The sequence below is a fragment of the Nitratireductor soli genome, assembly GCF_001050155.1.
In the GTDB taxonomy this organism is placed as follows: Bacteria; Pseudomonadota; Alphaproteobacteria; order Rhizobiales; family Rhizobiaceae; genus Nitratireductor; species Nitratireductor soli.
Window position 1 is genome coordinate 251,200 of sequence record NZ_LFVY01000003.1, and the last position, 26,879, is coordinate 278,078.

29 protein-coding genes and 1 pseudogene are annotated in these 26,879 nt (G+C 62.7%); 3 read left to right on the forward strand and 27 right to left on the reverse strand.

The features are described 5' to 3' along the window. Positions 1-32 precede the first annotated feature (32 nt). Genes AB843_RS05280 through AB843_RS25465 form a run of 6 tightly spaced genes read right to left on the reverse strand, consistent with a single transcriptional unit; the run spans position 33 to position 4,923 of the window. Positions 33-806 carry an SDR family NAD(P)-dependent oxidoreductase gene (locus tag AB843_RS05280; RefSeq protein WP_048645734.1) on the reverse strand — a complete coding sequence of 258 codons (774 nt, stop codon included), beginning with the start codon at positions 804-806 and terminating at the stop codon, positions 33-35. Between the two features lie 20 nt (positions 807-826). Beyond that, on the reverse strand, positions 827-1,573 hold the full coding sequence (locus AB843_RS05285) for an SDR family NAD(P)-dependent oxidoreductase (RefSeq protein WP_048645735.1): 747 nt from the start codon (positions 1,571-1,573) through the stop codon (positions 827-829). Beyond that, complete coding sequence (locus AB843_RS05290; RefSeq protein WP_048645736.1) at positions 1,570-2,415, reverse strand: ABC transporter permease; 846 nt, start codon at positions 2,413-2,415, stop codon at positions 1,570-1,572. Before AB843_RS05290 ends, AB843_RS05285 begins: the two co-directional genes overlap by 4 nt. A gap of 2 nt (positions 2,416-2,417) precedes the next feature. Then, on the reverse strand, positions 2,418-3,329 hold the full coding sequence (locus AB843_RS05295) for an ABC transporter permease (protein ID WP_164481548.1): 912 nt from the start codon (positions 3,327-3,329) through the stop codon (positions 2,418-2,420). 20 nt (positions 3,330-3,349) lie between these two features. Next, positions 3,350-4,429 (reverse strand): ABC transporter ATP-binding protein, encoded by a 1,080-nt coding sequence (locus tag AB843_RS05300; protein ID WP_048645737.1) that lies wholly within the window; start codon positions 4,427-4,429, stop codon positions 3,350-3,352. A 59-nt stretch (positions 4,430-4,488) separates the two neighbouring features. After that, on the reverse strand, positions 4,489-4,923 hold the full coding sequence (locus AB843_RS25465; protein ID WP_157384428.1) for a hypothetical protein: 435 nt from the start codon (positions 4,921-4,923) through the stop codon (positions 4,489-4,491). Here AB843_RS25465 and AB843_RS05305 point away from each other — a divergent pair. Next, positions 4,895-5,908: a GntR family transcriptional regulator gene (locus AB843_RS05305; protein WP_244467897.1), complete on the forward strand. Its 1,014-nt coding sequence runs from the start codon at positions 4,895-4,897 to the stop codon at positions 5,906-5,908. The genes AB843_RS25465 and AB843_RS05305 overlap by 29 nt on opposite strands. Positions 5,909-5,941: 33 nt before the next feature. Here AB843_RS05305 and AB843_RS05310 read toward each other — a convergent pair whose 3' ends face one another. Genes AB843_RS05310 through AB843_RS05330 form a run of 5 tightly spaced genes read right to left on the reverse strand, consistent with a single transcriptional unit; the run spans position 5,942 to position 10,211 of the window. After that, positions 5,942-6,916 carry a 5-oxoprolinase subunit C family protein gene (locus AB843_RS05310; RefSeq protein ID WP_048645738.1) on the reverse strand — a complete coding sequence of 325 codons (975 nt, stop codon included), beginning with the start codon at positions 6,914-6,916 and terminating at the stop codon, positions 5,942-5,944. Continuing rightward, the gene (locus AB843_RS05315) at positions 6,906-7,781 is read right to left on the reverse strand and encodes a 5-oxoprolinase subunit B family protein (protein WP_048645739.1); all 876 of its coding nucleotides are present in this window, start codon (positions 7,779-7,781) and stop codon (positions 6,906-6,908) included. The genes AB843_RS05310 and AB843_RS05315 overlap by 11 nt, the downstream gene beginning before the upstream one ends. Further along, positions 7,781-9,154 carry an acetyl-CoA carboxylase biotin carboxylase subunit gene (locus tag AB843_RS05320; protein WP_048645740.1) on the reverse strand — a complete coding sequence of 458 codons (1,374 nt, stop codon included), beginning with the start codon at positions 9,152-9,154 and terminating at the stop codon, positions 7,781-7,783. Before AB843_RS05320 ends, AB843_RS05315 begins: the two co-directional genes overlap by 1 nt. Positions 9,155-9,159: 5 nt before the next feature. Beyond that, on the reverse strand, positions 9,160-9,402 hold the full coding sequence (locus AB843_RS05325) for an acetyl-CoA carboxylase (protein WP_048645741.1): 243 nt from the start codon (positions 9,400-9,402) through the stop codon (positions 9,160-9,162). 29 nt (positions 9,403-9,431) lie between these two features. Further along, positions 9,432-10,211, reverse strand: a complete 780-nt coding sequence (locus AB843_RS05330) for a 5-oxoprolinase subunit PxpA (RefSeq protein ID WP_048645742.1) — start codon at positions 10,209-10,211, stop codon at positions 9,432-9,434. Positions 10,212-10,391: 180 nt separating this feature from the next. Between AB843_RS05330 and AB843_RS05335 the strand changes: the two genes are divergently transcribed. Together AB843_RS05335 and AB843_RS05340 are read left to right on the forward strand one after the other, a co-directional pair. Further along, complete coding sequence (locus tag AB843_RS05335; protein ID WP_048645743.1) at positions 10,392-11,336, forward strand: LysR family transcriptional regulator; 945 nt, start codon at positions 10,392-10,394, stop codon at positions 11,334-11,336. 271 nt (positions 11,337-11,607) lie between these two features. Further along, positions 11,608-13,272, forward strand: a complete 1,665-nt coding sequence (locus AB843_RS05340) for a Na/Pi cotransporter family protein (RefSeq protein ID WP_048645744.1) — start codon at positions 11,608-11,610, stop codon at positions 13,270-13,272. Positions 13,273-13,357: 85 nt separating this feature from the next. On the opposite strand, the pseudogene AB843_RS26380 reads toward AB843_RS05340, so the two are convergent. The 16 genes and pseudogenes from AB843_RS26380 to AB843_RS05415 all read right to left on the reverse strand — a co-directional run. Next, positions 13,358-13,498 (reverse strand): annotated as a pseudogene (locus AB843_RS26380) (IS481 family transposase); the annotation flags it as partial. Positions 13,499-13,566: 68 nt separating this feature from the next. Further along, entirely contained in the window at positions 13,567-14,664 is a 1,098-nt protein-coding gene (locus tag AB843_RS05345; protein WP_048645745.1) for a nucleotidyltransferase family protein, read from the reverse strand. Positions 14,665-14,782: 118 nt separating this feature from the next. After that, positions 14,783-14,938, reverse strand: coding sequence for a hypothetical protein (locus AB843_RS05350; RefSeq protein WP_157384429.1), 156 nt, complete (start codon positions 14,936-14,938; stop codon positions 14,783-14,785). Between the two features lie 300 nt (positions 14,939-15,238). Beyond that, entirely contained in the window at positions 15,239-15,943 is a 705-nt protein-coding gene (locus AB843_RS05355; protein WP_048645747.1) for an ABC transporter ATP-binding protein, read from the reverse strand. Next, positions 15,940-16,698: an ABC transporter ATP-binding protein gene (locus tag AB843_RS05360; protein ID WP_048645748.1), complete on the reverse strand. Its 759-nt coding sequence runs from the start codon at positions 16,696-16,698 to the stop codon at positions 15,940-15,942. The genes AB843_RS05355 and AB843_RS05360 overlap by 4 nt, the downstream gene beginning before the upstream one ends. Beyond that, positions 16,695-17,582, reverse strand: coding sequence for a branched-chain amino acid ABC transporter permease (locus AB843_RS05365; protein WP_048645749.1), 888 nt, complete (start codon positions 17,580-17,582; stop codon positions 16,695-16,697). The genes AB843_RS05360 and AB843_RS05365 overlap by 4 nt, the downstream gene beginning before the upstream one ends. After that, a complete protein-coding gene (locus AB843_RS05370) occupies positions 17,582-18,445 on the reverse strand; it encodes a branched-chain amino acid ABC transporter permease (protein WP_048645750.1) in 864 nt (287 codons plus the stop codon). The genes AB843_RS05365 and AB843_RS05370 overlap by 1 nt, the downstream gene beginning before the upstream one ends. Before the next feature lie 67 nt (positions 18,446-18,512). Then, a complete protein-coding gene (locus AB843_RS05375; protein ID WP_053086096.1) occupies positions 18,513-19,733 on the reverse strand; it encodes an ABC transporter substrate-binding protein in 1,221 nt (406 codons plus the stop codon). 40 nt (positions 19,734-19,773) lie between these two features. After that, a complete protein-coding gene (locus tag AB843_RS05380; protein ID WP_048645752.1) occupies positions 19,774-21,009 on the reverse strand; it encodes a metal-dependent hydrolase family protein in 1,236 nt (411 codons plus the stop codon). After that, complete coding sequence (locus AB843_RS05385) at positions 21,010-21,516, reverse strand: GAF domain-containing protein (protein WP_048645753.1); 507 nt, start codon at positions 21,514-21,516, stop codon at positions 21,010-21,012. Continuing rightward, positions 21,513-22,412 carry a branched-chain amino acid ABC transporter permease gene (locus AB843_RS05390; RefSeq protein WP_048645754.1) on the reverse strand — a complete coding sequence of 300 codons (900 nt, stop codon included), beginning with the start codon at positions 22,410-22,412 and terminating at the stop codon, positions 21,513-21,515. The genes AB843_RS05385 and AB843_RS05390 overlap by 4 nt, the downstream gene beginning before the upstream one ends. Further along, positions 22,412-23,275, reverse strand: coding sequence for a branched-chain amino acid ABC transporter permease (locus tag AB843_RS05395; protein ID WP_048645755.1), 864 nt, complete (start codon positions 23,273-23,275; stop codon positions 22,412-22,414). Before AB843_RS05395 ends, AB843_RS05390 begins: the two co-directional genes overlap by 1 nt. A 15-nt stretch (positions 23,276-23,290) precedes the next feature. Further along, positions 23,291-24,496: an ABC transporter substrate-binding protein gene (locus tag AB843_RS05400; RefSeq protein WP_048645756.1), complete on the reverse strand. Its 1,206-nt coding sequence runs from the start codon at positions 24,494-24,496 to the stop codon at positions 23,291-23,293. Between the two features lie 34 nt (positions 24,497-24,530). Next, a complete protein-coding gene (locus AB843_RS05405) occupies positions 24,531-25,238 on the reverse strand; it encodes an ABC transporter ATP-binding protein (protein WP_206412798.1) in 708 nt (235 codons plus the stop codon). Beyond that, positions 25,235-25,999: an ABC transporter ATP-binding protein gene (locus AB843_RS05410; protein WP_053086097.1), complete on the reverse strand. Its 765-nt coding sequence runs from the start codon at positions 25,997-25,999 to the stop codon at positions 25,235-25,237. Before AB843_RS05410 ends, AB843_RS05405 begins: the two co-directional genes overlap by 4 nt. After that, complete coding sequence (locus tag AB843_RS05415; RefSeq protein ID WP_244467898.1) at positions 25,996-26,586, reverse strand: TetR/AcrR family transcriptional regulator; 591 nt, start codon at positions 26,584-26,586, stop codon at positions 25,996-25,998. The genes AB843_RS05410 and AB843_RS05415 overlap by 4 nt, the downstream gene beginning before the upstream one ends. Positions 26,587-26,879: the final 293 nt, after the last annotated feature.

Here is a 26,879-nt window from a genome sequence, read left to right on the forward strand (position 1 = left end):
TTTTGTTCCCATTTGTTGTTTGCCCAGTTTTCTCAGTAGCGACCCACGAGCAGGCCCCCATCCACCGTCAGCACTTGCCCCGTCAGGTAGCGTGCCGCAGGCGAAGCCAGGAAATGGATGACGTCGGCGATGTCCTCCGGCTCGCCAAGCCGGCCCAAGGGGATGAAGGCGGACGCCTTTTCGGCGCCTTCCGGCCCAAGGGAATGCTTTTCGGAAAGGAGCTGCGCCGTGCGGATGTAGCCGGGCGCGACGCCATTGACGCGAATGCCATCAGCGGCGAGTTCGACCGCCAGCCCGCGCACCAGCCCGACGACGCCGGATTTGGCGGCGGAATAATGCACATGCTCGTCCCAGCCATAGGCAACGCCCATGATGGAGGAGAGGCACACGATCGACCCTGTGCCGGCAGCGCGCATGGCCGGCACGGCCGGGCGGATGACGCGCAGCATGCCCTTCAGGTCGATATCGAAAGTCTGGTCCCACTTCTCGTCTGAAAGCGCGTCGAGCGGCACGCGGTGGGCGATGCCGGCATTGGCGACGATCACATCGATATGGCCATGCTCTTCGTTGAGGCGGGCGACCAATGCATCGGCAGCCTCCGTCGAGCGCACGTCGAGCAGCGCGAACTCCGCCGACCGGCCATCTCCAACAAGCTTCTCCGCAAGCGCCTTTCCCTCAGCCTCCAGAACGTCTGTGACCACCACGTGGTCGCCGACGCGGGCAAAAGCTTCACAGGCTGCGCGGCCAATGCCGATGCCGCCGCCGGTGACGAGAACGATGCGTTTTCTGGGCTTCGTTGCGGTCATGACCGATTGTTCTCCAATTCTCAAAGCATCACGTCGCCGGAATTCGGCCCAAGCGTCTGACCGACAAACAGGGCCCCGTCCGCGGACGCGAGAAAGACCACCGCACCGGCCACCTCGCCCGGCTCGCCGAAACGGCCGAGCGGCAGCTCGGCGGCCTTGGCCTTCTTCCAGTCCTCGGAAAGCGCCTCGACCAGCGGCGTGTTGATCGGCCCCGGCGCGATGGCGTTGACGCGCACGCCCCGCGCGCTCACTTCGCGGGCGAGCGATTTGGTCATCGCAATGATCGCGCCCTTGGCGCCGGCATAATGGACGAGCTCCGCCCCGCCGACCTGCCCGAGCTGCGAGGCGATGTTGACAATGGCGCCCTCGCCACGCGCAAGCATGGAAGGCAGGACCGCGCGCATCATCAGGAACGTTCCGCGTACATGGACGGCAAACATGCGTTCGAACTCCGCAAGCGAAATGTCCATGAAAGCCGCCTGGTGGCCGTGGCCCGCATTGTTGACGAGGAGATTCACCGGCCCGAAATGGGCCGTCACCGCACCGATCATTTCCCGGACCGCGTCTTCGTTTGAGACATCGGCGGCAAAGGGCGCGGCCTCACCGCCGGCGTCGGCGATCGCTTCGGCGGTGCGTGCGCTTGCCGCCGCCGACAGGTCGTTGACGGCGACGCGGTAGCCCTCCCGCGCGAGGCGCTCGGCGATGGCGGCTCCGATGCCGGAGCCTGCGCCTGTGACCAGAGCGACCTTTTTGGAGGTTGCGCTCATACGGCTTCCTCCTGGCCCTTGAACGACCGGCCGGCGCGCACCGCGCGCAGCATCAGCAGCGCGTAGACAAGGAGCAGCGTGAAGGAGAACAGCGTGGTGAGCACGCCGAAGGCAAAGATGTTCGGATAGATCTCGACCGAGAAGGTGCCATAGATCGTCAGCGGCAAGGTGAGCTCGCGGCCCGACGTAAAGAGCGTGCGCGAGAACTCATCATAAGACAGCGTGAACGAGAACAGCATCGCCGACAGCACGCCGGGAAAGATCATCGGGAAGGTCACACGCCGGAAGGTCTGCACAGGAGAGACGCCAAGCGACAGCGACGCCTCCTCCACACTCCGATCGAAGCGGTTGAAGATCGCCAGCATGACGAGAAAGGCGAAGGGAAAGGTGTAGACCACGTGCAGCACGAACGCCGTGCCCCACCAGCTGCGATCGATGCCCAGCATGTTGCTGAGAAGCGCCATGCCAAGGCCGACGAGGACGCCCGGCACGATCATGCCCAGGATGACAAGATAGAACACGGCGCCCGACGCCTTGAAGCGCGTGCGGAAGCCTTGCGCCGTGATCACGCCAAGCGTTGTGGAGACAACGGTGGTCATCATCGCCAGGGTCAGCGAGCGCAGCAAACTGTCGCCGATGGGCAACCGCGAGATGCGGCTGGGCGGCGTCATGCCAAGAAGATGCTGATACCAGTAGGTCGACCATTCGATGATCGGAAACTGCGGACCGCCGCCGGCCCCCTGGAAAGACAGGATCGCCAGGATGATCATCGGCCCGTAGAGGAAGAGGATGAAAGCGGCGCAATAGACGCCGAGGATCGGCTTCAGCACACGTGCTTCCATGGCTACGTCTCCTTCCTGAGGTTGACGACGCGCAGCAGGACGGTGATGACCGCGGCTATGATGATAGTGAGGATGACGCCGGCTACCGATGCAAAGGCCCATTTGAGCGAGCCCACCTGCGATACGATGATGTTGCCCAGCAGGTTGACCTTGCGGCCCGACAGCGAGGCCGCGGTGGCGAACTCGCCGAGCACCATGACCGAGACGAAGATCGCTCCGACGATCACGCCCGGCAGCGACAGGGGCAGGATGATCTTGAAGAAGATGCGTCCGAAGCCCGCGCCGAGATCACGCGCGGCCTCGATCACGCTCGGATCGATGCGGCTGAGCATGAAGGTGATCGGCCCGACCATGAAGACGCAATAGATCTGTGTCATGCCAATGAGCACCGCGAGCTCCGAAAAGAGCAGCGTCGTCAGCGGCGTATCGACGATTCCCAGCTTCATCAGGATCATGTTGATCGCGCCTTCGGTGCCCAGCATCGGGCGCCAGGCGATGACGCGAATCAGGAACGAGGTCCAGAAGGGTATGATGCAGATGACGAGAAGGGCCGTCTGCAGCGTCTGGTTGCGCACCATCAGGCCAATGAACAGCGCCACCGGATAGCCAATGACCAAGGTTGCCGCGAGAACGATTGCCCAGATCCGAACCGTGGTCCAGGCCGATGCCAGATAGGTGGAACTCGTCAGGAAGCGCACCCAGCTGTCGGTGGTCAAGGTCGGTTCGACGGTGAAGGTGGTCTGGGTCCAGAACGACACGTAGATGACCATCACCATGGGCAGGACCATGAACAGGGCCATCCACACCACGCCGGGACTGATCAGCATCAGCGCGTTGCGACGCTCCTGCCGCGCCCGATGCTCGGCCGGCGACACGCCGTTTTGACCACCTTGCGCCTGTGCCGCGCTTTGCATTTGCTCACCGGCAAATTCCATTATGCGGCCCTCTTGATGAACGGAATGATGTCTTGCGGATTGAAAGCGAGGTTGTAGAGCGCGCCTTCTTCAAAACTCTCCGGCGGCGGACCACTCAAATGGGCGACCACCTGAAGCAGCGTTCCATCCTCCGCGCGGAAGAACGAAAGCACCGAGGAACCGTTGAACTCGCTGGCGATGAACCGCGCCGAAATCGACGCTTCCGGCGCTTCGCCGGCATCAGCCGACCCGACGAAAATCCGGTCGAAGCGCAGCGCCACCTCGATGGGCGTTCCATCCTGCACAGCCGGATGGCCGGGCATGACAAAACGCGCGCAATCGGAAAGGAAGCGCCCGCCATCGGCCTTGCCGGACAGGATGTTGTAGGCATTCAGATGTCGCGCCACATCCGCGCTGTGTGGCGCGGAGAAGAGGGAGGATGCGGGCGCGATCTGGGCAATGGAGCCAGCCGAGAGAACAGCCACCGTATCGCCCATCAGAAGCGCTTCGGTCTCGCTGCCAGTCACGTGGAGGAAGGTCACCTTCAAACGCTCGCGGATGGAGCGCAGCTCATCGCACATGCGTTCGCGCAGATTGGCATCAAGCGCGCCCAGTGGCTCGTCGAGGAGCACCACACGCGGCTCCGTCACCAGGGTGCGAGCGAGCGCTACGCGTTGACGCTGACCGCCCGAGATCGCGGTCACCTTGCGCGTTTCCAGGCCCTCCAGCCCGACGAGGCGGATGACGTCGGCAACACGCTGCCTCATCTCTGCGGTGTCGGTAAGCGGGTTTTCTTCGCGATACCGCAGGCCGAAGGCGATGTTGTCCCCGACACTCAGATGCGGGAAGAGCGCAAAGTTCTGGAACACGAAGCCGATGCCACGCCGATGCGGTGCGATACCATCCAGCCGCCTGCCATCATAGGTGACGACACCGCTGTCGGGCTCCTCGAACCCGGCAATGACCCTCAAAAGCGTGGTCTTGCCGCTGCCGCTCGCTCCCAGCAGGGAGACATAGGTGTCGTCAGGAACCGTGACGCTCAGACGATCAAGGGCCGTGACGTCCCCGTAGCGCTTGGTGACCGAACTCAGCAAAAGCAAACTTTCCTCCTCCCCTTTGATGTGGCATCATCAAAAAATGATTATGTATACAAACACATTTATTTCGGACTGCGCAAGCAGGCGTGTAGATTTTCTTCCCGAGCAGCGGAGCCATGCGGACGCATATCCATGTTTTCTGCGGATTTTCGCCCATGCACGATCGCTTCGCCTCGCGACATACGGGCGTTCAGCGCGCCTTTTCGGCGATTGTTTTTCGTTCCCAGTAGCCAGAGTAGGAACGAAAGCGCATCCCTGTCTTTGTGCGGGAGTGCCCGAATTCTTGTCAGGCAGCGCACAATCCGAGGGCGCGACACCCCAATCAGATGGCTGGTTTCCAACCATCCAACCGCGGCAACGCGCAGATCGCTGCGCAAAAAATGATCTTTGTATTCTTTTTTCACCCGCAGCGTGTATTTTTGCGATTGAAGCTTGCGGCAAGAATCTCCAAAACCGGAGCAGAGCCAAATGACCCGGACCGAGATGACTTCCGCCACGCCCTCCACGCGCACGCCACTTTATCTTTCGGCGGCTGAAACGATCCGCGCCAACATAAGGAATGGCGTTCTGGGTCGTGGACTCGTGCTGCTGGAAGGGCCGATTGCCGAGCATCTGAAAGTCTCGCGCAGCTCCGTGAAACGTGCGCTCGCATTGCTTGAGGAAGAAGGCACCATCACCCGGTTCGATGGCCGGGGGTATCTTGTCGGCCCGCCTCGCGTGGACATCCCCCCGGTGCGCCAGGACATCAAGACACTCGATCTTTTGGTCGAAGAAGCTCATGACGAATCCCTCAACAGACCCAACTGGAAACGCATTCATGACCAGGTGGAGAGCGATGTTTTCTCCTGTCTGGTGTTCGGGCAGTATCGGATCGTGGAAAGCGATCTGGCAGCGTATTTCGATGTCAGCCGCACAGTGATCCGCGACGTTCTGGGGCGGCTGCAGGAGCGCGGCCTGGTAACGAAAAGCTCCACGTCGCGCTGGCTGGTCGGCCCGTTGACGGCACGATCCATCAAGGACAAGTTCGAGCTGCGCATCATCCTGGAGGTGGCGGCCCTGCGTTCGGCAGCCCCCTTCATCGACAAGGTCGCGCTGGAGCGCCTGTGCCGGGAGATGGAAGAAACCGAACGCCAGGCCGGCCCGATAGAGGCCGAGCGGTGGTTCAGGCTCGTCAATGCGTTCATCGATCTGGCCATCCTTTCCAATCCCAATCGCGACTTGCGTTCCCTCATCTCCAACAACCGGAAGACCCTGCAGGCCTCGCAGAATGCACTCTTCAGTCTCGGCCTTTCGGGCGACGCGCTGTCGATCCGCGAAATCCGGATGATCGGCGAACTGCTCATCGTCGGCGCCACGCAGAGCGCGGCCGAACTTTTGGAGAATCATCTCTCCAAGTCGCGCGACCGGACGATCGCGCAACTCAAGATCGTCGCCGTCCTTCCCCAACCGGGGCATCTCGCGCCGTATTTCATTCCCGTTTGAGAGCGCGGTTCGCGACCCGCGCCGTCGTCCTGTCTAGCCCAGCGTCATTCGCAGGCGCTCGAGCCTCGCCGCGCGCTCACGGCGTGCATCAAGCGCTTCTTCCATGCTCACCCGGCGAAAGCGCGTCGGCGTGTTGGGCTGCAATTGGCCGATCAGATCCATGTCGGCCGAGATCACGGTGCCGATCATGAAATAGCCGCCACCGGAGACCGCATCGCGATGCAGGATGATCGGCTCGGTGCCACCCGGCACCTGCACAGATCCGTAGGGGTAACAGCTGTCGACGATGTTCGACGGATCCGACCCGGCGCCGAACGGCTGTTCACGTTCGATGAATTCCAGCGGTGTGCCGCCCCTGAACCGGTATCCCATGCGATCAGCTTCCGGCGCCACCTTCCATTCCTCATTGAAGAACCGGTCGAGCGACTCCGTTGTGACGCGATGGTCATACAGTCCCGGGAGGATGCGGAGCTCGACCGGCATCGGGGCTTTGCGGCGCAGATCGTCCGGCACGGATTTTCCTGCCTCTGGCGAACCACCGCTTTCACCGACGGGCAGCGCGTCGCCAGCCGCAATCGCCCGGCCGTTGAAGCCGCCAAGGGCGCCGATGGGATAGGTGGAGCGGCTGCCGAGCGCAACGGGCACATCGATGCCGCCTGCCACCGCGATGTAGATGCGCGCTCCGGCGGTCAGGAAATCGAAGCTGAGCACCTGCCCGGCCCTGACTGCGAGCGCCGTCCAGCCCGGCTGCGCCTCCCCGTCGATCCTGACGGGCATGTCGGCGCCGGTGACGGCCACAACCGTGTCGGCCTGGAACTCGATCGTCGGTCCGACGAAGACCGCCTCGAGCCCCGCCGCGCCCTCGTCATTTCCGACAAGCAGGTTTGCCGCGCGCATGGCGAAGCGATCCATCGCGCCGGAAACAGGAATGCCAAGATGGAAATAGCCTGGGCGGCCGAGGTCCTGAACGCTGGTCAGAAGACCCGGATTGAGCACTTTAATCGTCATTGATCATGCCCTCCAGCCGCGCGTTGTAGCCCCTGATATCCGCGTTGAAAGCGCGCAGGTCGAAGTCGATTTCGCGGATCTTCGGCGTGTATGTGTTGGCCTCCACCGCCTTCACGGTGCGGTCATACTCCGCACGGTCGATCGGCCTGAACTTGACGATGTCGCCGGGACGGAAAAACACCATGAAATCGCTCAGATAATTGGCCTGCTGGTCCGGATCGAAGATCGGCATGGGCGTGATGCCGAACATCTGGTAGCCACCCGCACCGCGCACCGAGTAGATGCAGGAGAAGCAACCGCCATAGCCGACCGTGAGCTTGGGCGTGTCGGTGCGGGGCCGCAGATATTTCGGTACCTGGATCTGCCGCTCGCGCTCGACCATCTGGTACATGAACGGCAGGCCCGCGACGAAGCCGACCATGGAAACGAACCAGGGCGAGCCCGCGTGCGCCGCGATGAAAGCTTCGACGCTGTCATAGCCGTTGATGCGCGCCGCATATTCGAGATCGCTCGCCTGCGGATCCTGATGACGCTCGCGAAACCGCATCAGCGTCTCGTGGGTCCAGGGGTCCTGGTAGTAGACGGGTATTTCGATCAGCCGCGTCTGCAGAACCGGGTCCGCGCCTTCCGCTTCAGCCTCGATGGATTGCATCGTCTGCAGAAGCGTCTCCGGCGCGATGATATCCGGATTGAACTTCACCTGAAAGGAGGCGTTGGCCGGACAGACCTCGGTCACGCCGTCGATTGCGCGCTCTGAGATGATGCGGGTCATCGAGAGGCTCTTGAAGAATGCGTCGAGGGACATTTCTTCGTCGACTTCGACGAACAGGTGTTCGTCGCCGCCGAATGTGTAGCGCGGCTTCATCAGGCGTTCTCCGTTTCGCTCAGCGGAGCACCGGCAAGCCAGCCCTCCAGATATTTGGTGTGAAACGCGCCCGCGATGACATCGGGATTGGCGGCAATGGCCAGATGCAGGGGCACGGTGGTCTTGATGCCGCCGATAACGAGTGCCCCGAGCGCCTGCTCCATGCGTCGAATGGCGTCTGCCCGGTCAACCCCGCGGACGATCATCTTGCCGAGCAGTGAATCGTAGAATGGCGGAACGAAATAGCCGTCATAGAGCATGGTGTCGAAGCGAACGCCCTCGCCCTCCGGCACCGACAGCCCGCTGATCTGGCCCGGCGACGGCAGAAAATTCTGCGCCGGGTCTTCCGCATTGATGCGGCATTCGATGGCATGCCCTTCGACATGCACATCATCCTGCGCGATGGAGAGCTTTTCACCGCCGGCGATGCGCAGCATCTCGGCAACCAGGTCGATGCCCGTGACCATCTCGGTGACGGGATGCTCCACCTGGATACGCGTGTTCATCTCGATGAAGTAGAAGGCCTGCGTGTCGGCATCGTAGAGATATTCGACCGTACCCGCGCCCCGGTAACCCACGGATTTCGCCAGCGCCACGGCACACTCGGTCAACGCGGCCCGCACCGTTGGGGAAAGACCGAAAGCCGGGGCCTCCTCCCACACCTTCTGCCGGCGGCGCTGCAGCGAACATTCGCGCTCGTAGCAGTGAATGACATTGTCGCCGTCACCCAGGATCTGCACCTCGATATGCCGGGCATTCTCGATGACCTTTTCGATATAGAGCCCGCCATCCCCGAAGGCTGCCCGCGCCTCGGAGGCGGCTTGCGGAAACTGCTTCTCGAAGGCTGCAAAGTCCTCCGCGATTCGGATGCCGCGACCGCCGCCACCTGCCGCGGCCTTGATCATCACCGGAAAGCCGATCTCCTCGACCAGCGCGCGCGCCTCGTCGAGATCAGCGACCCGCCCATGGCTGCCCGGCACGGTCGGCACGCCCGCTTGGCGGGCGACGTCACGGGCAGCGACCTTGTCGCCCAACAGGCGAATGGCTTCGGCATCCGGACCGACAAAGATCATGCCCGCTTCCACAACGGCATCCGCGAATTCGGCATTCTCCGCTAAAAAACCGTAGCCGGGATGGATGGCGTCGACGTCCTTCTCTTTCGCGGCGGCGATGATGGCCCCAATGTCCAGATAGGATTTCGCGGCGGGCGGCGGGCCGATGAGCACGGCATCGTCCGCCAATTTGACGGCGAGGGAATCGGCGTCGGCGGCGCTATGCGCCTGAACGGTGCGGATGCCGAGCGCCTGCGCCGCCCGGATGATGCGGACCGCGATCTCGCCCCGATTGGCGATCAGGAGAGAACCGATGGCCATGCCGCCTACCCCTCCAGTTCGGCGACGACCTGCCCGGCCATGACCGCATCGGCATCTTCCAGCAGGAAACGGACTGATTTTCCCGGTTCCAGTGCTGCGACTTCATGGAAGCTTTTCATGACTTCGATGAGCCCCACCACATCACCGGCGGAAACATCATCGCCATCGGTCTTGAAGGGCGGGCTTTCCGGGGAGGGCTTCCGGTAGAAAATCCCTGGCATCGGCGCCCTGATTTCGACCTTGCTCATGCGTACTCCCCTTTTTACCTTCTGGCGCTCTAACGCCCCAGCATTTGTGAGACCGGGACGATTCTGATCCCGCTTTCCGTCAGGTGACGGCGCAAGGCGGTAGCGATCTCGGTGGAACCGAGCGTATCGGAATGAAAGCAGATGGATTCGAATTCGATATCGACTTCATTGCCATTGACGGTGGCCACCTTTCCCATCCGGCAGGCCTTGACCACCTTCTCGGCAATCGCCTCCGGATCGAGGCGCCCCACCCTGCGCGTGAAGACGATGGAGCCGTCGTCAGCGTAATCGCGGTCCGCGAAGAACTCGCGGATCACCGGCTGGCCCGCCGCCTTGGCGATCTCGTAGGTGACCGACATGCCCATGCAGAAGATGGCCGTATCGGGTTGGACTTCGCGCATGTAGCGCACGAAGGCATCGGAGAATTCCTCGTTCACCGCCAATTCCATGTAGAGCGCGCCATGCGGCTTCACATGCTGGAGGGAGGTTCCGTGACGCTTGGCGAACTCACGGATCGCCCCGACCTGGTAGACAATGTCGTTGACGAGTTCAGGGATGCTGCCGTCGATGCGGCGACGCCCGAATCCCTGCATATCTCGATAGCCGGGATGCGCGCCGACGCCGACACCGTGCTCGACGGCCATGCGCACGGTGCGATCCATCAGGCTCGGGTCTCCGGCGTGGAAGCCGGTGGCAATGTTCGCGGAACTGACGAACTGGATCAGGGTGTCGTCGTCGGTCTCGCGCAACTGCCATACGCCGAAACCTTCACCCATGTCGCAATTGACGTCGATCGCCTGCACGGCCATGCGACACTCCCGGCTCTGGCCCGCTGACCTTTTCGGTTTTTGGCAGGCGTCTGTTCCACTTGCAGGCAGCCTAGGAGAAGAAAATGGCGATTGGAAATTCTATTTTCAAATGCTCTAATATCAAAAAAACAGATACTGGACACGAGCATCGCGAGGCCTGTCGGGCAAGGGAGGAAGGCAATGTCGATCAGTCTGCGCCAAATCCGCTATTTCGTGGCAACTGCCGAACTCGGCCAGATTTCCCAGGCGGCGGTCGAACTGTCGATCTCGCAATCGGCGGTGACGACGGCGGTCCGTGAACTCGAGCGTACGGTCAATCTCCAGCTTTTTCATCGCTCGACAAGCGGCATGGACCTTACGCCTGCGGGCCGAGAGTTTCTGTTTCATGCCTACGATATCTTGCAGAAGGTGCATGAGGCGACGCATCTCACCATTCCATCCGGCAGTGTGGAGGGCCGTCTTTCAGTCGCCGCGACCTACACGGTGATGGGCTACTTCCTGCCCGACCATCTGCAAAGGCTGCAGCGCAGTTTTCCCGGCCTCGACATCCAGCTTTTCGAACTCAACCGCGAAGCGATCGAGGAAGGGCTTCTCAACGAACGCTACGACATCGCCGTTGTCCTGACCTCGAACATCCACGATCCGCAGATCGCCAGCGAGACCATGATCAGCTCGACGCGTCGCCTCTGGGTGCCATCGCGACACCCCTTTCTCCAGAAGGCGCGCGTCAGTCTGTCAGACGTGACGCACGAGCCATACATCATGCTGACGGTCGACGAGGCAGCCAACACCTCGCTCGGATACTGGAGCACAACGCACTACCGCCCGAACGTGAAGCTGCGCACCTCCTCGGTGGAAGCGGTGCGTTCCATGGTCGCCAGCGGCCAGGGCGTGGCGATCCTCTCCGACATGGTCTATCGCCCCTGGTCGCTAGAAGGCCAGAGGCTGGAGACCATCGTGCTGAAGGAGAACATCCCGGCGATGAATGTCGGCCTGGCTTGGGCGCGAAACGCCAAGTTCAGCAAGCCCATGGAGGCTTTCCGAGCCTACTTCAGGCAAGCTTTTCATATTCCTCAAATGAGGACGACTGCTGTGCCGATGAAATCGGCAGGGACTGCGAGGTAAAGCATGGCTCTGTTGAATGCGCCTCGGCTTTGAACATTTGTCATTTTCAAATAGCTAATGTAACATTGCCGATCGAAACGCCCTCCATATATGCATCATCATGGAAACGGGCAGCGTCCCGCCAGTCCGTTGGGTCGCGCGACCCGGGCCGCACGTGGTATCGATCGGGCGAACAAAAAACTTGCCGGCCGCGCAATCGCGGGAAAACAAGGAAGCGTGGTGGAATGGTGAATCGTCTGAAAACCCTTCCGCTCCCGAATGCTGAGGCGACATGAGCGGTTCCGTCTTCTTTTTGCACATGGCAGGCGCGGTGGCGCTGCTGCTGTGGGCGACGCGCATGGTGCGCACGGGCGTCGAGCGCGCCTATGGCAATGTGCTGCGCCAGCGCCTGCGCCGGACGCTCGGAAATCCGCTTCTCGCCGCACTGACCGGGCTGGCGCTCGCCGTTGCCCTGCAGAGTTCCACCGCGGTCACGCTGCTCGTCGGGTCTTTCGCCGGGCTCGGCATCGTCACCGGCCTGGCGGGCATTCTCGCCGTGCGCGGCGCCGAGGTTGGCTCTGCGCTGGTCGTCAAGATCCTCAGTTTCGACCTCACCCTTTTGGTGCCGCTATGCCTGTTGGCCGGGACGGTGATCTTCCTCGCCACAGAACGGCGGCAGTGGCGGCAGCTTGGCCGCATCCTGGTTGGCGTCGGCCTTTTGATCCTGTCGCTGGAGATGATGGGCGAAGCCTCCGAGCCGCTGCGCCAGAGCACCATCGTGCCGCTGATCGTCGGCTATCTGTCGGGCGATCCGATCACCGCCTTCCTGCTGGCCGCAGTCGTTACCTACCTGTTCCATTCGAGCATCGCCGCCGTGCTGCTGCTCACCACCTTCGCCGCGCGCGGCATCGTCTCGCCGGAACTGGGCATCGTCATGGTGCTTGGCGTCAATCTCGGCAGTTCCTTCATCGCGCCGATGCTGACGCGCTCGGCGCCGCCGGCCTATCGCGTCGTGCCGCTCGGCAATCTTCTGATGCGCGGCGTCGGCTCGGTGGTATTGCTTGCGGCCTTCATCCTGTTCGACCCGTCGCTGGAGCGGCTCGGCACCGACCCGGCCGACCGCATCATCCACGCGCACATCGCCTTCAACATCCTGATCCTGCTCGCCGGCATCCCCCTGTCGCGTCTGGTGCTGAAGGCGACGGAAGCGATCGTCAAGCTGCAGGCCGGCCCGAGCGAGAACGATGCCGCCCCGGCCGAGGAGGCAAGCGCGCTCAACGACAATGCGCTCGACAATCCGCAGCAGGCGCTGGCCAACGTCACGCGCGAAGCCGTGCGCATGTGCGAGACCATCGAGTTCATGCTGTGCCGCATCCTCGAACTCTACGAAAAGGCCGACCGCAAGGCGATCGACACGCTGGCGGCCACGGACGACACGGTCGACAAGCGCCATGCGGCGATCAAGCTCTATCTCGCCCGCATCACCGAGCACGGCATGTCGGACGAGGAGGCGCGCCGCTGCCAGGAATTGCTGGGCGTCTGCGTCAAGCTGGAGCAGGTGGGCGACATCATCGTCCGCAACATGCTTGCGCATGTGCAGAAGAAGATGGAGCGCGGCGTCGAATTTACCGAGGAAGGCTGGCGCGAACTGTCCAGCTTCCATGCCGCGGTGCTGGCCAATGCCCGCCTCTCCTTCAATCTTCTCGTCACCCGCGACGCGGCGACCGCCCGCCAGCTGGTGATGGAAAAGGACCGGCTGCGCGATGTGGAAAAGGAAACCAGCCGACGGCATTTCGAGCGGCTGCGCCAGGGCACGGAACAGAGCGTCGAAACCAGCTCACTGCACCTCGACACGATCCGCGACCTGAAGCAGATCAACTCGCTGCTGGCGACACTCGCCTACCCTGTTCTGGAAGAACAGGGCCAGTTGAGCGGCTCGCGGCTAAAGGCCGTTTGAGCCTCCGAAGGCAAAGGTCTCAGGTTCGAATCCTGATAGGTGCCCCAAATGCTCCTGGGTCCATTCCGGACACATAGGTTACGGTTCATACCGGAGACATGGGTAACACTTTCGGCCCGAACGGGTTGTCGAGTGGTTCCGGTCTGCATGTCTCATTGTCGAAATATCCCAGATCATACTCCATGAAGCTGGCGAGCCAGATTCGATCCTCGACCTGTTTGATGCCGAAAGAGCTCTGGCGCCTCTTGCTCAATCCAAGCGACAAGGCGGTGTCCGCGGCGCTCTTTTTGCTGGCTACGACTTCATGGCCGAGTTGAAGCCGTCCAACTCCTCGCCAATCTCGACAAGGGCCTTTCTGACGATCTCCTCAACTTCCTGTCGTTTCTTCGGTGGCATCAGGTCCAGCCCCTTCAGAATCGCCTCGCGCCATTGCTGCCCCCTGTCCCACGCTTCCGAGAACGCTATTGCAAGATCGTCCTGGCGACGAGTCGCCTCCAGTGCCTGGACAAGCAGGCTGGACTGATAAACGTCCTTTTCACGCTTGGCGACGCCGTTTGCATCTGGTCCTCTGCGGGAGGCGACGATGAGCTTGTGAACTGCATAACGTTCCGGTGACGGTACGGTTACAGGCACTCCTGAGCGATGCAGCAGCACCGTCCGGATGGGTTCGTGGATCAGGAAATCGAGGAAACGCAGAGGCTGTGCTGAAGCCCCGCCAAGTGCTGGCATCGGACTGGCGTGGTCGGTGTAGTCATCCGATCCCCGGTTCGGCGTAAGGAACTCGACCTTGTATCTCGTTGCATTCTCGAATTGCGTCGTGTGTCCGGGATCCGATCTGTGAGGGATTTCCCTGAAGGTTGGGTCAATCTCTCTCAAGATTTCCAGGATCGGCGGCAGGCTGTCTTCGACTGAGGAAGAGATCGAGTAGTGCTGCGCGAAATCGGCATCGCCAGTTTGCAATGAAGCACCGGGCAATCTTACGCCGAGATGTCCCGCATACGTCTGAAAAGCAACCGTACCGACGAGCACACCTCTTAGACGGAAGATCCCTGCTGCGCCCATGGCTTCAACTACATCGCCAGTGAACCGGTCCGGTGCAGTCAGCCCTGCTTCGCGGGTCAGCGTGGAGACGAGTTTCCGTCGGCTGCGGAGGTCTTCCTTGATCTCTTGGAAGGCTTCAACGCGTTTCGCGATCTCGGGGTCGTCGGACGGGCCGACATACTTCCGCGTTTTCTTGGGCTGGGTTTCCTCGAAATACCAATAATCCCGCCCCTTCACCGGAACCCGGACGAAATTTCCCGCCGTTGAGAAGTCGGTTTCGAACGATGCATCAAGGGAGCGCTGAACGAGTTCAGCATACATCGTGCGATAAACGAGATCGACCGTCTTCATACGCCGGCTCCGTTATAAGAAAAATGAGTTTCTCTTATAACGGCATCAGCTTAAGCGACGCAAGCGACGTTATAAGAAAATTGCAGAATTCTTATAACGTCGCCGCATCATCCAGAGTTCAACGTTCCGTATAGCGATCAACAGGTCCCTTAAAGGAACCGCTCCCGGACGCGAAGATTCGAAGGCCAAACCCTGGGAGTTCATCGTCCCAGATCACGTAGTCCTTATTGCCCGTCTCGGCCGTATCGACGAGCCGCTTGGTGATCTTTGCCATGCTCCGGTCCCTACCGGACCCGACTTTCGCGTAAGCACCACGCAAGCACTTGGCGGCAAATTCGGGCGTATTCTCGGATAGAGACTTCGGAGCCTCCTCTTCTGAAAATAAATATATTTCAGTCTGTTAGAGTTCCCTTGCGTACCCTATCGCACAACTCGGATGGGCTACTTGACCAGCTCCGAAGGCTGGTCTCAAGGGCTCCCGGTTCGATGAACGCGGTCTTTGCGCTGGCTCGACCGGAAAACCGTAAGCGCACGGCTCGCCTGAAAAGGTCGTCGTCGCTTCACACGCCATGCGTCAAACGACGTGGCCCCGCCCGAGATAGAGCTCCGCCGCCCGCTCATCAGCCAGAAGCGTCTCCGCAGCTCCCTCAAGAGCGACAAGACCACCATCGAGAATGCAGCCTCGGTTGGAAATCGCCAGAGATTGGCGGGCACGTTGTTCGACGATCAGCACCGATACGCCAAGCGAGGGCAACTGGCGGATAAGCGCGAAGGACGCGGCCACCTTGTTCGGTGAAAGGGCCGCCGTCGGCTCGTCAAGCAGCATGAGACGCGGTTTCGGCACCAGCGCGCGGGCAAAGGCAAGCTGTTGGCGCTCGCCGCCCGAAAGGCTGCCGGCGCGCATGCGCCGCCGCTCGGCGAGCAGCGGAAAGGTCGTGAAAAGCTCATCGATGCGCTGCCGGCTGCCGCCGGAAACCACCTGAAGGTTCTCAAGGATGGTCAGGCTGGCGAAGACATTGGCCACCTGCGGCACATAGCCGATGCCCAACGCCACGCGCACTTCCGCCGAAAGCGGCAGGATGTCCTTGCCCATGAAGGAGATCGCGCCGCTGGAGCGCGGCAGGAGGCCGACGATGGCCTTGGCCAGGGTCGACTTGCCGGCGCCGTTGGTGCCTGCGACCGTCAGTATCTCGCCGTCGGCGAGGTCGAGGTCGATGCCGTTGAGGATGTCGACTTCCGAATAGCCGCCGCGCAAGCCGCGAATGGACAGGATGGTCATGCATCGCCTCCCAGATAAGCGTCGCGCACGGCCTTGTCGGCAAGCACGGTCGCCGGCTCCCCTTCGGCCAGGATCGCACCCTGGTCCATGACATAGAGACGCGAGACCAGTCGCGTCAGCGCGTCGAGATCGTGCTCGATGATGAAAAAGCCGATGCCCCGGCCGTTGAGTTCGCGGATGCGCTCCATGATCTCGCCGATCAGCACCGGGTTCACCCCGGCGAAGGGTTCGTCGAGAAGGATCAACTTCGGCTCGACCATCAGCGCGCGGCCGAGCTCAAGCAGCTTCTTCTGCCCGCCCGACAGAAGTCCCGCCGAGGTCTCGGCGACCCGGTCGAGGCGCAGGAAGGAGATCGCCTCGTCAGCGCGTTTGCGCAGGGCTTTCTCCTGACGGTGCACCAGGCCCGGCCGCAGGAACAGGCTGGTCAGGTTCTCCCCCGCCTGCCCGGGGGCGGCGGCCATGAGATTCTCCCGCACCGAAAGATGCGAGAATTCCTTCGGCACCTGAAAGGTGCGGACCATGCCCGCGCGCGCCCGGGTCGAGGCTGACATCCCGTCCATGGAAGCGCCGTTGAAGGCGACGTGACCCGAGCTGGGCGGCATGAAACCGGATATGACGGAAAACAGCGTCGATTTTCCCGCGCCATTCGGCCCGATCAGCCCGACGAGCCCGTCGAGCGGCATGGATATGCTCACATTCTTGAGAACTTCAAAGCCATCGAAGGCCTTGCAGATATCGACCGCGGCAAATGTCATCGCTTCGTATAATCCCCCATGAGGCCCTGCGGGCGATAAAGCGTGAAGAGGATGAGCAGGAGGCCGATCACGCCGATGCGCAGCGATGCCATCTCGACCTCCGACACGCCGGGGATGAAATCGCGCATGAAGCGCGAGCCTTCGAGAAAGACCATCAGCAGCACCGTGCCCACAATGGCGCCGGAGATGCGCCCCACGCCACCGATGATGATCGCCATCCAGACGTAGAATGTGACGAGCGGCACGAATTGCTCGGGGATGATGAAGGTGATGTAGTGCGCGTAGAACGCGCCGGCGATGCCGGCCAGCGCCGCCGACAGCATCAGCACCTGAATCTTGAACCGGGCGGGATCCTTGCCGAGCGCCTTCAGCGCATCCTCATTGTCGCGAATCGCCTGGATGACGCGGCCGAAGGGGCTCTTGATGATGCGCCACATGACGAGCGCGGCCCCCACGCAGACCGCCAGCAGCAACCCCGCCGTGGCAAGCTGCGCCGCCAAACCAACCGGCAGGCTGGAGAAGAGGCGCGGTATGCCGGGAACGCCCTGCACGCCGTTGGTCAGCCATTTCTCGCTGACGATGATGATACGGACCGTTTCGGAAAAACCCAGCGTGACGATGGCGAAATAATCGTCCCGTAACCGCAATGATATGAGCCCGATGGGCCAGGCGGCGAGACCCGCCGCGATTGCCGCCGCGCAAAAGCTGGCAAACAGCGGAACACCGGAAAGCGCCAGCAGAGCGGAGGTATAAGCGCCGATGGCGAAGAACCCCACATGGCCGAAATTGATGAGGCCGACCGAACCGTATTGCAGCGACAATCCGAAGGACAAGAGCAGGTAGATCAGCGTGATGATGGCGATGGCCAGGAGATAGCTCAGCATCAGCGCACCCCCTCGATGCGGCCTAGAAGCCCGGACGGGCGCTTGAGCAGCACGATGAGCATGATCGCGAAGGACAGGGCGATCTTGTAGGTGAAGCCGACGAACGGCGTCGACATTTCCTGCACCACGCCGAGGATGAGGCCGGCGAGCAATGCGCCGGCGGGGCTGCCGATGCCGCCGAAAATGGCGGCGGCGAAGGCCGGCATCAGCATGTCCCAGCCCATTTCCGGACTGACCACGGTTTTCACGCCGAGCATAACGCCGCCAGCCCCGGCAATGGCGCCGGCGAGCACCCACAGTGCCGCCAGCACCCGGCCCGAGCGGATGCCCGAGACGCGGGCAAGCGCGGCATTGTCGGCCACGGCGCGCATCTGCCTGCCGATTGGCGTCAGGTGCAGAACGGCAAAGGCGAGCGCCAGAATGACCGCCGCGAGCAGCGCAAGCTGCAGATCGAGCGGATTGATGGCGAGCCCGCCGATCCGGTAGGGCCGGCTGAGCGGCATGCTGAACACCATGGGCTGATGGCCGAAGGCCAGGCCCATGATGGAGCGCAACACGAAGCCGACGCCGATCGAGGCGACGAGCAGTGCGACCACCGAGCGCGCGGCCAGCCGGCGAAAGACCAGCAAGTGGCCCGCAAGCGCCACGGCGGCGGTGACGACCACAGCGAAGATGCCGCTCAACAGGAGAGACCCGGTCAGCGGATAGACGATCAGCCCGGAAAAGGCTCCGACCGTCATGATGTCGCCGGTTGCGGCATTGGGAAAGCGCACGATGCCGAACACCAGCGTGATCGACATGGCGGCAAGACTGATCACCAGGCCCTGGACGAGCCCGTTAACGGCAAGCTGCGCGAAATACATGAACGGTTCCTCATTCCGCCGAAGCGGCTGGCGGGATCCCGGGACGAAACGGGCTCCCGCCGCTGTGTCAGATCTTGACGACGTAGTGACGGTTGATCTTCCCGTCCTCGATGACGGAGGCGGAGAAGTCCGGCGTCACATCGCCATACGCATCGAAATCGAGCACCGAGGAGGCGCCTTCATAGTTGATGGGGCCGGATTTCAGCGCTTCCTTGCCCTCGGCGAAGGACGAGACTGTCGTGCCGTCCGGGTTGGCCACGTCGTGCATCTTCTCGTTCACCTTGGCCATGTCGGTGGTGCCGGCGGCTTCCACGGCCAAGGCAAGCACCGTCATCATGTCCCAGGTCATGGCGGCGTAGACATTGTCCGAGCCGGGTTTGCCCATCGCGGCCTGATAGGCCTTGTCGTATTCCGTGTAGGCTGCGGCCTCCTCGTTGGAGACGGAATCGACCGAGATGATGCCTTCCACCACGTCCGGTCCGAGCGCCGCCACGAGATCGCTGTTCGCCGCCCATCCGGGGATGATCCACTTCGCTGGCTGGCCGGCCTGATACCACTCGCGCAGGATGATGGTGGTGTCACCGACATAGGAGCCCATCACGATCACATCCGGCTGCGCGGCAAGGATCTGCATCAGTTCGGAACTGTAGCTCGTCTGCTTCGGCTCATAGACGACGCTGGAGACGATCTCGCCGCCCTTGGCCTCCCACGCCTTCTTGAAGCCTTCGGTATTGCCAATGCCCGAAGCGTTGTTGAAAGCCATCGTCGCGGGACGTTTGAAGCCTTCCTTCTCGGCGATCTCGGCGAAGGCGCGCCCAAAACGGTCGTTCGTCGCCTGGAAACGGTAGCTCAGTCCCTTCTCGTTGGCGGGCGGCACGGAAAGGGCCGGAGCACCCGACGTGTTCATCAGCATGATCCCGGCATCATTGGTCAGCGGCACGACGGCCAGCGAGACGCCCGAGGACCAGGTGCCGAGCACGGCTTGCACCTTGTTCACCTCAATCAATTTCTTGGCGGCGAGCACGGCCGCCTGAGGGTCGGTCTGGGTGTCCTCGGCGAAGATTTCGATCTTTCGGCCGGCCGCCCCGCCCGCCGCGTTCACGGCGTCGGCGGCGGCGAGGATCATCTTCTGCATGCCCTCGCCATAGGGGCCGCCCGCACCCGTCACCGGGTTCAGCGCACCGATGCGCAGCGTGCCTTCCGATTGCGCGAAACCGGAGCCGGTCAAGAGTGGCAGTGCCATTGCCCCTGCGGTTCCGGCGAGAAATTCACGACGTGTCCTGTTCATGGTGTTCCCCTTTTAATGTCGATCTTCTTGTTGTGTTCGATCAGCCGAGCGCGGTTCTTTTCACGAACCGTCCCGCCTGCATGATGACCGGCATGTGCTTGCCCTGGCCGGTGAGCAGGGAGAGATCCTCGAGCGGATTGCCGTCGACGACGATGAGATCGGCGAAGGCATCCGCAGCGATCGTTCCGAGTTTTCCTTCCATGCGCACAAGACGCGCGGCCACGCTGGTGGCCGACGCGATCACCTCCTGCGCCGGCAGCACGCGGCCGCGTATGACGAACTCCTCCGACTGGTGCCGGTGCATGTCGCCGAGCAGATCGGTGCCATAAGCCATGGCCAGACCGGCATCGCGCATGGTTTCGAGCGATTTCATGCCGCCCGAGCGTACATAATCGGCCTTGGCGACCGAATCCGCCGGAAAGCCAAGCGAGCCGCCTTCGCTGACCAGCTTTTCATAGGTGACCAGCGTCGGCACGGCATAGGCCCCCTTCTCGCGGGCGAGCGCGGCGGTCTCGGAGGAAATGAAATTGCAGTGTTCCAGCGAATGGACGCCGCATTCCACGACGCGGCGGATGCCGTCGTCCGTGTAGACATGTGCCGAGACATATGTGCCGGCGTTCTGCGCCTCCTCGACCACGGCCAGAAGTTCGTCGCGGCTGAAGCCCAGGAAATGGATCGGGTCCGTTGGCGAAGCGGCGCCGCCATTGGCCATGATCTTGATGAATTCGGCCCCGTTCTTGATCTCTTCGCGCGCTGCGCGGCGGATCCCGTCGACGCCGTCGCAGACGCGGCCAAGCGCGCCCAAACGGAAACGGTTGGTGGGCACCGGCGTATCATCGAACGGGCCGCGGAAATCGGCGTGCCCGCCCGTCTGGCTCAGCGCCTTGCCGCAGATGAAGAGGCGTGGGGCCGGGAACAGGCCTTCCCCGACCGCGCGCTTGAGGCCGATATCGGCGCCCCCCACGTCGCGAACCGTGGTGAAGCCGCGCGCCAGCATGTCGCGCATGATGATCGCCGCGCGCGGCGCCGCCAGGCTGTCGGGCAGGCGTGCATTCTCGCCGAGATTGGCGAGCGAGGCGACCACATGCACGTGGCAATCGATCAGGCCGGGCATGAGCGTGCGGCCCTTGAGGTCCACCACCTCGGCGCCGCCCGCCTTCACCGAGGCTGAAACCTCGCGAATGACGCCGTCTTCGACAAGCACGGAGGTGGGGTCGCCTGGTTCGGGGGCGGTTCCATCGACGATGCGGGCATTGGCGAAAAGATAGGACGACACTTATGCACTCCTGGTGGTTGCCGCACGGGCTTCGGCCCGTGCATTCAAAAAAGCGGGAACGAGAAGGGGGGCGAGCGGCGCGACGCGGGCCACGTCCGCTTCCTGGTAATGATGTTCGGGAGCGAGGATGTTGAACGTGCCGATCGCCTCGCCGTCATAAAGCACGGGAAGGTTGATGACCGAGCCAAGCCCCATGCTCGCGATCAGTGCGTGATCGAAGAAGGCCCAGCGGATGCCTTCGCGGTCACGCCCGAGAAAGGGCTGTTTCTGCTTGAGAACGAGATCGCCCCACGGCGTCGGCCCCATCAGCTTGCGCCCCGAGACGGGGTATTCCACGGGCCGGCTCGAATAGACCCGGGCCACGTCCTGCCCATCCACATAGAGCAGGGTGAACAATTCATGCCCCACCAGTGCATGGCTCGCCTTTTCGAGCGCCTTATAAAGGGTCTCGGGCTGGCCGGGTTCGGCAAGGATCGGAAGAAGATCTTGAGACGCTGTGATTGTCATGATTTTGGAGCCGGCAGGATCTGTTCGGGGAGCAGGCCCTGCGGGCGGAACCGCAGGACGAGGATGAGGGCGACGCCGACCAGGATTTCCCGGCAGGCGGCAAATTGCGCCGGCGCCAGCGCAGGCACGAGATCGGGCAGGAAGCGCGTAAGTTCAAGGAAGAACACCACCACATAGGCGCCGAGCACCCCGCCGGCCGGCCGGCCGACACCACCCGCGGCGACGGCGAGGAAAATGTAGATCGTGATCAGCGGTTGAAAATGGTCCGGCGAGACATAAGACTGGAAATGCGCGTAGAGCGCGCCGGCCAGCCCGGCGATCGCCGCCGATACGGCAAAGGCCTGCACCTTGAAGCCGAGCACATTCTTGCCGGCGAAGCCCGCCAGTTCCTGGTCCTCGCGGATCGCCTTCATCGCGCGGCCATAGGGCGAGCGGTCGAGCCGCCGCAGCACCAGCCAGACGACCAGCACCACAGCGCTCACCAGAACCAGATAGAAAATGTTGAAGCCCTGGTTGCCGAGCGCCGATTTCAGCGGCGCCTGGATGCCCGAAATGCCGTCGGAGCCGTTGGTGAGCCAGCGCTCGTTGAGCGCCACAAGCCGGATCACCTCGGCAAGGCCCAATGTGACGATGGCGAGATAATCGTCGCGCAGGCGGGTGGTCGCGAGTGTCACGATCAGACCGGCGATGGCGCCGACGATGATGGCGCCGCCCCAGCCGAAGAGCACCGGCAGGCCCGCTCCGGTCAGAAGCGCGGAAGCGTAGGCGCCGAGCGCGAAGAAACCGACCAACCCGAGATTGACGAGGCCGATGCCGCCCCAGATCAGGTTCAGGCTCAGCGCCAGAAGCGCATAGATGCCGCCGATGGTCAGCGCGAATATGAGATAGGCAAGCATCAGTTCGCCCTTTCGCCGAAGAAGCCGCGTGGACGCACCGTCAAAACGAGCAGGATCGCCGCGAAGCCGACGGCCGAGCGGTAGGTTGCCGGCACGACCAGAAGGGCGCATTCCTCGGCGATGCCGATGGCCAGCGCACCGACGACCGCGCCGGGGATGGAGCCCAGCCCGCCGAGAACGGCGGCCGCGAACACGGTCAGCAACACCCGGAAGCCGAGCAGCGGATCGATGGAGGCGTCGAGACCGATCAACACGCCGCCGACGCCGGCAAGCCCGGCGCCGAGGAAGATGGTCATCATCGCGACATGCGCCGGCTCGATGCCCTTCAGGCGGGCAAGGTCGGGATTGTCGGCGACGGCGCGCATCGCCTTGCCGAAGCGGGTGTAGCGCAAGAAGGCGAACACGGCGGCCATGATGACGACGGCAAAGGCCAGGCTCTGGAGTTGCTGCGGCCCCACCCTCAGCCCCATGAAGCGCCAGTCCGGCACGAGCGGCAGGTCGTAGCCGCGCAAATCGTTGCCGAAGAAGAGGCGCACCACGTTTTCAAGAACGGTGTTGAGCGCGATGGAGCCGATGGCCACCGTCAGCGCCCCTGCCCCGCGCAACTGCTTGAGTGCCGTCTCTTCGGCACCGACACCGATACAGCCGGCAATCGCGAAGGCGACCAGCAGCGCCGGCAGGATGCCGGCGCCGAAGTGAACATTCACCCACCAGGCCGCGAACGCGCCGATGGTGGCATAGGCGGCGATGGCGAAGTTCGGATAGCGCAGCACCGCGAAGATCGCCGTGAAGCCGATGGCCGGCACTGCAATCAGCGCTCCGTTCATCACCCCGTTCAACAGGGCCTGGAGGAGAATGGACATGGTCACCGGGCTGCGTCAGGCGATCTTGACGAGGGTCAGCTTGCCGTCACGCACCTGCTCGTAGCGGAAGCTGCTGTCGGAGATATCGCCCTTGTCGGTGAAGTCGCAGGGGCCGCTGGCGCCGTCGTAATTCACCGGCTTGCCCTCGGCGATCAGCTTCAGCCCGTCGACGGCGTTGTCGACCCTGGTGCCGTCGGCTGCCTGGCTCACCTTGCGGATATTGTCCTTGATGGCCGTGCCGGTCGTCTCGCCGGCCGCCGCCATCGCCATCAGGATGAGGTTGACCTGGTCATACACCTGAACCGTGTAGGGATCCGGCTTGTCGACGCCGATCAGCTTGACCAGACGTTGATAGGCGGTAGAGCTTTCGTTGGAGGACGGTGCGATCGTGTAGCAGCCCTCGACCACGTCCGCGGGTACGCTGTCGACGAGCTTTTCGTTCACCGCATAGGCGAAGGCGATCTTCTTGCCCTGGTATCCAGCGCGATAGAGTTCCTTCAGCATCACGGTCGTGTCCGGCGTATAGCCGCCGAAGATGATCGCATCCGGCTCGAAGCGCAGCACCTCGTCCACCTCGGAGCGATAGGAAGGCTTCTTGTCGTCGTAGATGAGTATGGCGGTCTCGCCGCCGGCAGTCTCGATTGCCTTGGTGATGTTCTCGAACTGGCTTTCCGCATAGGGCGTTTGCGGCGAGACGAAGAAGACGCGCTTGGCGCCCTCCGCTGCGGCGAATTCGCCGAATTTCCGACCCTGCAGCGTGGTGTTGGGCTGGGTGCGCACCAGATAGCCCTGGTGCGGCAGCTCGGTGATGCTGTCGGCGCCTGACACTGTCGCCAGGAATGTCTTGGATTCCCAGCAGAGCGGCGCGACGGCCGTCGTTACCGAGGACGCCCAGGTGCCGACGATCGCCGAAACGGCATCGACGTCGATCAGCTTGCGCGCCGCGCGCACGCCGGCTTCCGGGTTCGTCTGGTCGTCTTCGGAGACCACCTCGATCTTGCGTCCAAGAATGCCGCCGGCTGCATTCACCTCGTCGACCACCGCCTTGACCGTGTCGGCCATAACCGGACCGTAGGGACCACCCGAGCCGGTCAGCGGGGTGAGCGTGCCGATCTTGATCGGCTCGCCCTGCGCCCAGGCGAAGGACGGCAGGGCGGCGCTGCCGAGAAGAAGGGAAGATGCGGCCAGGAAATGCCGGCGATTGACTGTGTATCTGTTCATGGAGTTACCCTCTGTGGTTGGTTCTTCTTGGTTGTCAGCCGCCCAGGAAAAGGCGGCGTATCTCGGGATCGGCGGCAAGCTGCGGACCCGGCCCCTCGGCGGAATCCTTGCCTGACACGAGCACGTAGCCGCGTGTCGACACGGCCAGCGCCTCGACCGCGTGCTGCTCGACCATCAGGATGGGCAGCCCGCCTTCATTGAGCGCGATGATGGCGTCGAACAGCTCGTCAGCGGCGCGCGGTGAGAGGCCGGCGGTGGGTTCGTCCAGCAGCAGGAGCCTTGGCGCCGTCATCAGTCCCATGGCCATGGCGAGAATCTGCCGTTGCCCGCCCGAAAGCGTTCGCGCCAAGTCCCGCCGCTTGCCGGCGAGCATCGGATAGCGCTCATAGAGGTCCTCGATCCGCTTCGAGGCCTCGCCACTGTCGCGATAGGCACTGATCTCCAGGTTCTCAGCGATAGTGAGGTTGCCGAAGACGTTGCGCTCCTGTGGAACAAAGCTGATGCCGCTGCGGGTACGATCGACCGCGCCGAAGCGCGTCACGTCGTCGTCACCGAGCAGGATCGCTCCTTCCCGCGCCGGAACGAGCCCGGCGATCACCTTCAGAAGCGTCGACTTGCCGGCGCCGTTGGGACCGATGATGGTGACGATCTCACCGGCTTCGACATGGATCGAAGCGCCCTTGAGGATCTGTTCCGCCGCGCCATAGCCGGCGACGATATCCTTTGCCAGAAGCAGGCTCATCGGCGCGTCCCCAGATAGGCTTCCTGAACTTCCGCGTCGGCGGCGACCTCATCGAAGCGGCCTTCGACCAGCGTCTTGCCCTCGGCCAGCACGACGACCGGATCGCAGAGGCGCTTGATCAGCGCCATGTCGTGCTCGATGAGGCAGATGGTGATTCCGCCATTGTTGAGCGCGATCAGATGCTCGGCGATTTCATCGGCCAGGGACGGATTGACGCCCGCCATGGGTTCGTCCAGCAGGATGATCTTCGGATCGGCCATCAGCGCCCGACCGATCTCCACCAGCTTCTTCTGCCCGCCGGAAAGCGCGGTCACCGGATTGTCGATGACATGACCAAGGCGCAACCGCCGGGCCGTCTCCAACGCTTTTTCCGAAAGCGCCTGCTCGCGCTTGCGCGACGCCGGGCTTGAAAGGAGCGCGGCGGCGAGCGTCTCACCCGGCTGGTCGAGCCCGTAGAGCATGAGATGCTGGAACACGCTGAGTTTGGGAAAGCCGCGCGCAAGCTGGAAGGTGCGCACGAGCCCGCGCCGCACCAGGAGATGCGGCTTCAGGCCGGTGATGTCGTCTTCACCGAGCAAGACCGTTCCGCCGCTCGGCCGATAGAGTCCGGAGATCGCGTTGAAGAGCGTGGACTTGCCTGCTCCGTTCGGACCGATCAGACCCGTTATGGTGCCTTCCTTTATGGCGAAATCGACCCCGCGCAGGATCTGCGCGCCGTAGAAGCCAAGCGTGAGGCCCCGCACGGCGAGAAGCGCGCTCACTCCGCCGTCCTCTTGCGCGTCTTCTTTGCTGTCCCTGCTGCCTTGCCAGGGAATTGCTGGCGCACCTGCTCCTTCCAGAACCGGAGCAAGCCTTCATAGTAGTCTTGGTCCTGGCGCAGGATGGTCTGGGCGATCATGCCGCGAATGCAGCACATGGTGGCGTTCATCACGTTGCGCGTATGCTCGGGATCGGCACCGGTGCGCGCCGCAAGCTCGGTCCAGATTGCATCGAGACCCGCATGGAACTCGCGAACCACGGGGACCAGTTGCGCTTTGAATTCGTCATTGTGCCGGGCTTCCGGCAGATATTCCATTGTCACGTAGAACAGCCGGTCCGACATGACCTTCCACAGATAGTCGACGATCTCGTCGCTGGAACCACCGCTCTCGGCGAACGCCTTGCCGAACCGGCGCATATCCTCGTTGACGAGGTGCAGCATGTTGGCGATCGAGGCGGTGATGATGGTTTCACGGGTGGGGAAATGATGGGTCAGCGCACCGCGCGAGACGCCTGCCGCGCGGGCGATGTCCGGAGTGGTTGCACGTGTGATGCCGCGGTCATGCAAGAGGTCGATCGTCGCAGCCATCAGACGCGACGACGTCTCGGCACTTCTCTCCTTCTGCGACCGCCTGCGCGGAATTCGCCCCATATTCTCACCCTCAGAAACGTCAGCTTTTTATTGTTATCCGAAAGATGAAACGCCACTTACAAACAATCAAGCCTGTTTTTGAAGTTCAACGGCAAGGGGCGGAGGGCTGTAGCGCTGAACCCCGACATCACCTTGGCGGCGAAAGACGGCGTTCAGCGTTCGAAATTGCGAAGGGCATGATTTGAACCGCAAGGGCGGTCCACTTCACGCGCGAGCTCCGGAGCCGGGCT